Source organism: Corallococcus llansteffanensis, from assembly GCF_003612055.1.
Classification (GTDB): domain Bacteria; phylum Myxococcota; class Myxococcia; order Myxococcales; family Myxococcaceae; genus Corallococcus; species Corallococcus llansteffanensis.
The window spans coordinates 1-4992 of record NZ_RAWB01000669.1 but is presented as its reverse complement, the minus strand read 5'-3'; the positions used below and the strand labels follow the sequence as shown (position 1 = coordinate 4992).

Annotated in this window: 4 protein-coding genes; all 4 read left to right on the top strand. The window is 70.0% G+C overall.

All coding sequences use genetic code 11. The features are described from left to right. The first annotated feature begins 200 nt into the window (after positions 1-200). The 4 genes from D7V93_RS37765 to D7V93_RS37750 all read left to right on the top strand — a co-directional run bounded on the left by D7V93_RS37765 (position 201) and on the right by D7V93_RS37750 (position 4966). Positions 201-2069, top strand: a complete 1869-nt coding sequence (locus D7V93_RS37765) for a M23 family metallopeptidase (RefSeq protein WP_120647938.1) — start codon at positions 201-203, stop codon at positions 2067-2069. A 167-nt stretch (positions 2070-2236) separates the two neighbouring features. Continuing rightward, the gene (locus D7V93_RS37760; RefSeq protein WP_147451552.1) at positions 2237-3088 is read left to right on the top strand and encodes a hypothetical protein; all 852 of its coding nucleotides are present in this window, start codon (positions 2237-2239) and stop codon (positions 3086-3088) included. An 83-nt stretch (positions 3089-3171) separates the two neighbouring features. Further along, entirely contained in the window at positions 3172-3909 is a 738-nt protein-coding gene (locus tag D7V93_RS37755; protein WP_120647936.1) for a dienelactone hydrolase family protein, read from the top strand. Between the two features lie 46 nt (positions 3910-3955). Beyond that, positions 3956-4966 carry a methyltransferase gene (locus tag D7V93_RS37750; protein ID WP_120647935.1) on the top strand — a complete coding sequence of 337 codons (1011 nt, stop codon included), beginning with the start codon at positions 3956-3958 and terminating at the stop codon, positions 4964-4966. The last annotated feature ends 26 nt before the right edge of the window (positions 4967-4992 follow it).

Below are 4992 nucleotides of genomic sequence, written 5' to 3'. Positions count from 1 at the left end.
CCTCACCCCTTTCTTCCTGGCGGCGGAAAGGGAGCCTCGAAGCCCGGCAATCCCGGCCGGCGCTGGCCGACCTTGCCGGCCCTCCAGGCCCCGAAACCGGCAACGCTTGCCGCGAGGGAAGGCGCGCCCGGGGGGACCGCGCCCTGGCACTCGCGTTGCTCTGGTGAGGGCCTGCTCCCAACCCAAGGACTCCCGAGCCCATGATGAAGCTCCGCACCCTCCTGCTGTTGTTGCCCTGCCTCCTGTGGGCACCGCTCGCGCTCGCGCAGGCGCCGAACGTCACGACCTATTACGAGCCCATGGAGGGAGGCGCCATTCGCTACCACACCATGGCGGCCCCTTCCGCGACGGCGTCGGGCCCCAGCCACCAGGTGTCGCTCGCGGTGGCGCTGCGCAACAACGAGGCGACGTCCGTGACGTTGTCCTCCGTGCTGATCGACTTTCCCGGCACGACGCTGTTGACGGGCATGACCACCAGCGTCGTCGTGCCCGCGAACGCGATCCGCAACTGGTCGTTCAGCGCCGCCCAGAACATCATCCTGCCGAACCCGGCGCCGGCCACCATCCGCATGCGGCTCTTCTTCACGGGCTACCCGACCCCGCTGATGCAGACGTTCACGCTCGCCGCCTACCAGGCGCCCACGCCGTCCGGCAGCAACCGCTTCTGGGGCCGGGTGGGCGACCTGCGCCCCCACGAGTACTGGCAGGGCATGGGCGCGGTGCACGGCGCGAGCGTCCAGGGCTGCCAGCTCTTCGCCCATGACGTGGGCGTCCATGGTTGGACGGGCTCCGGCTGGTCCGATGTGCTTCCGGGCACCGACGGCTCGCAGAACGAACACTACCGGCAGTGGGGCAAGCCCATCTACGCGGTCACCGCGGGCACGGTGACGGACTTCGTCAACACCGACGCGACCAACTTCCCGGTGGGGTCCGTCAACCCGGCGTCGCATGGCGGCGGCAACAGCTTCACCATCGACAACGGCACGTATCTCGTCGGGTACTCCCACATGCAGGCCGGCTCGCTCAACCCGGCCCTGATGACCGTGGGCGCGGTGGTCCACGAGGGCGACTTCCTGGGCCTGCTGGGCAACTCGGGCAACTCCTCGAAGCCGCACCTCCACATCGGAGCGGTCGCGTCGAACGCGTCGTCGACGCTGTGGTCCCCCCAGTGCGGAGGCCCGCTGCGCCCCCTGCCGCTCGACAGCGCGTACGCCATCGACCAGGCGGTGCTGACCTCCTGGTTCGGGATGGAGCAGCTCGCGCCCTGGTCCCTGATGGACGGCGTGGGCATTCCCAGCGGAGCGGCGCCCAATCACATCAACTCGCTCATCTGGCCCGCGGCGAGCCGGCCCGTGCTGCTGAGCAACTCCGTGGTCAACGACTTCGCGCTGGGCACCAACGGCCAGCTGTGGGCCGTGAGCAACACGGACGCGGTCCTCACCACCCACGACCGCCTGAGCGGCCCCGTCGACACCGGCGTCTACCTGGACGTGAGCCCGGGCGGCGCCGCGAAGGCCATCGCCGTCACCGCCACGATTCCGTATGTGATTGGGATGAACGACTTCGTCTACCGGGGCACCAGCGCGGGGTGGGTCCAGACGGCGCAGACGGCCAGGCGCCTCACGGTGGATGAGTCCACCGGCAAGGTCTGGATCATTGGCCTGGACGACAAGGTCTACTCCTTCAACCCCGCCACCCTCGTCTGGAGCGCGCAGACCCCGACCTCCTCCACGGGCAAGGACATCGCGGTCGCCCAGGGCATCCCCTACATCCTCGGCATGGATGACCGCGTCTGGAAGCACAACGGCTCCTCCTTCGTGCAGCTGCCCGCTACCACGACCCTCAAGCGGCTGGCGGTGGACGGCGCCACCGGCAAGCTGTGGGGCATCGGGGCCAATGACGGCCTCTGGTCCTCGACGGGCGGCAGCACCTGGTCCGAGCACCCGGGCGGCATCCGCGCCTACGACCTCACCGTGTTCCAGGGCATCCCCTACGTGCGCGGCCTGGACAGCGGCGTCTGGAAGATGGAGGCCTTCGGCTCCTCCCGCGTCAACGTCGTCCAGCCCTGAGCAAACGTTGCACGAGGTGGCAGACCCTGCACCGCCCTGGAGCCCGGGGCTGTGCAAGGTTTGCACACCTGGCACGCCGCGCAGGGGCGAGACCCCGCCCCCGTGGCTGGCATCCCCATTGCTTTGTCGACAGTCCGTTGCGACAAACCAAAGGACGGAACTTGATCATGGGTCGATTCACGAAGCAGTCCGTGCGGAAGCTGTTCCTGGCGCTGCCCTTCACGCTCCTCGCGGCAGGTTGCGGCAGCGAACTGGACGCCCAGGCGGGCACGGCGGAGGACACGCAGCCCGCGGCCGAGGGCGTGTCCCTCGCCAGCACGGAGCAGGGCATCGGGCTGGGGGGCACGTACTGGTGGGGCACCTCCAACAACGGGGACACCACCACCACCATCGGAACCTCCACGGGCCGCACCTGCTTCCTCACGGGCATCCAGGGCAACCTGAAGCCGGCCGTCGCGGGGAACTGGAGCAGCGCCGGCACGTACATGTTCGCCGGAAACTGGATTGCCTTCGTCAACCACGCCAACAACAAGGCGCTGTCCACCGGCGTCCAGTGTCTCAACACGGCCACCAACCGCACCCCGGAGGTCACCTGGCGTCAGGGGACGGCGGCGAAGCTGCTGGGCGCGGTCACCGCGGACCGGCGCTGCTTCCTGACCCGCGTGGAGGCCTCCACGGGCGCCTTCACCACGAGCGCCGACTACGCGCGCGTCTGGAATGACGGCATCAACTGGTACCTGGGCGGCGACCTGTCCGGCACGGGTGGCGCCCGGGCCCTGTGCGTGGACGTGCCCACGGGCCAGGGCGGCTGGCTCTGGATCGCCGGCGAGGGCGGCGGCTTCACGGAGAACCTGGCCTACAACCCCGGCGGCGTGGCCTGCCTCCTGTCCGGCATCGGCGGGCACTTCACGACGAGCGACTTCAGCGACGGTGTGTCCATCGACTACAACAGCGGCACGCGCTACTTCGAGATGACCGTCATGAACGGCAAGCGCGGCTGGTCCAACTGCGTCAAGTAGCCCCACCCGTCTGGCGTTGAGCAGCGAAGGCGGGGATGCCGCGCTCAGGGGGAGGCGCGGCATTCCTGCTATAGAGGGGGGCCATGCAAGATGTCGACATCAAGACCGCGGATGGAGTGATGGACGCGAAGCTGTTCCAGCCGGAAGGCCCGGGGCCGTGGCCCGCGGTCATCATGCTGATGGATGCCTTTGGGGTCCGGCCGTCCTTCGAAATCATGGCGCAGCGGCTCGCGTCGTCAGGGTATGTCGTCCTGCTGCCCAACCTCTTCTACCGGGACGGCCACGCGTCGAAGCTCGACCTCAAGGGCACCTTCGCGGACGAGGTCTTCCGCAAGCGCATCTACGGGCTCATCGGGAACCTGACGCCCGAGCGGCAGAAGCAGGACGCCGCCGCCGAGCTCGACTTCCTCGCCCGGCACCCCTCCGTGAAGGGCAGCCGGGTGGGCGTGGCGGGGTACTGCTTCAGCGGCGGCTTCGCCGTGCGCATGGCCGCGAACTTCCCGGACCGCATCGGCGCGGCGGCCTCGTCCCACGGCGGGCGTCTGGTCACGGACGCGCCCGACAGCCCCCACCGGCTGGTGGGCCAGGTGAAGGGGGAGCTGTATTTCGGCCACGCGGACCAGGACAGCACCATGCCCGCCCAGGCCATCGAGACGCTGGAGGCGGCGCTGAAGGCGTCCGGCGTCCGGTACGTGTCCGAGCTCTACCCCGGCGCGAGCCACGGCTACGCGGTGGAGCGCTGGCCCCAGTACCACCCGGAAGCCGCCGAGGCGCACTGGCGCAGGCTCACGGAGCTGTTCGGCCGCACGCTGCACGCCTGAGCGACCCGGTTTGACGCCTGGGTTTCACCGGGGGTACGACCCGGGCATGACCACCCCTCCCGTCCACCCGGCGCAGCTCATCGTCGACCTTGGCTTTGGTTTCATCCTGTCGGGCGCGCTGGCCACGGCCGCGGAGCTCGGCATCGCGGATCACCTGGAGCAGGGGCCCAAGAGCGCGGGGCTCCTCGCGGAGGAGGTGGGCGCGGAGGCCTCGTCGCTGTACCGGGTGCTGCGCCTGCTCGCGAGCGTCGGGGTGTTCACGGAGGACGCCTCGGGGTGCTTCGGGCTCACGCCCGCCGCCGACTACCTGCGCAGCGCGGCCCCCGGCTCGTTGCGCAGCGCGGTCCTGATGCTCACCCAGAAGATCTTCTGGGCGCCCACCGGGGAGCTCACGGAGACGGTGCGGACGGGCAGGACGCCGTTCGACCGCATCTTCGGCAAGCCCTTCTTCGACCACCTCGCCAGCGATCCGGTGGCGGGGGCCACCTTCCACCGCGGCATGTCCAGCCTGTCGGACCTGGAGAACGCTCCCATCGCACGCAGCTACGACTTCAGCGCGTGTGAGCGCGTCGTGGACGTGGGGGGCGGGCATGGCGGCTTCCTCATCGAGGTGCTCAAGGGCTCGCCGTCGCTCCAGGGCGTGCTCTTCGACCACCGCCACGTCCTCGACGAGGCGCGCATCGCCGACGCGGGCCTCGCCGGGCGCTGCGAGCTCGTGGAGGGGGACTTCTTCAAGGCGGTGCCCCAGGGCGCGGACACGTACCTCCTCAAGCGCATCCTCCACGACTGGAGCGACGAGGTGTGCGTGGGCATCCTGCTCAACTGCCGCCGCGCGATGAAGGAGGGCGGGCGGGTGCTCGTCGTGGACACCGTCATCCCTCCCGGCAACGGGCCGCACGGAGGCAAGGTGCTCGACGTGATGATGCTGGCGTCGCTGCAGGGGCGCGAGCGCACGGAGGAGGACCTCCGCAAGCTCTTCGCCCAGGCGGGGCTGCGGCTTGCGCGCGTCCTCCCCACGCCGGCCGCGCTCAGCATCACCGAGGCCGTCGCGGCGTAGGCCGCCTGGGAGGCTGGCCCTGGGAG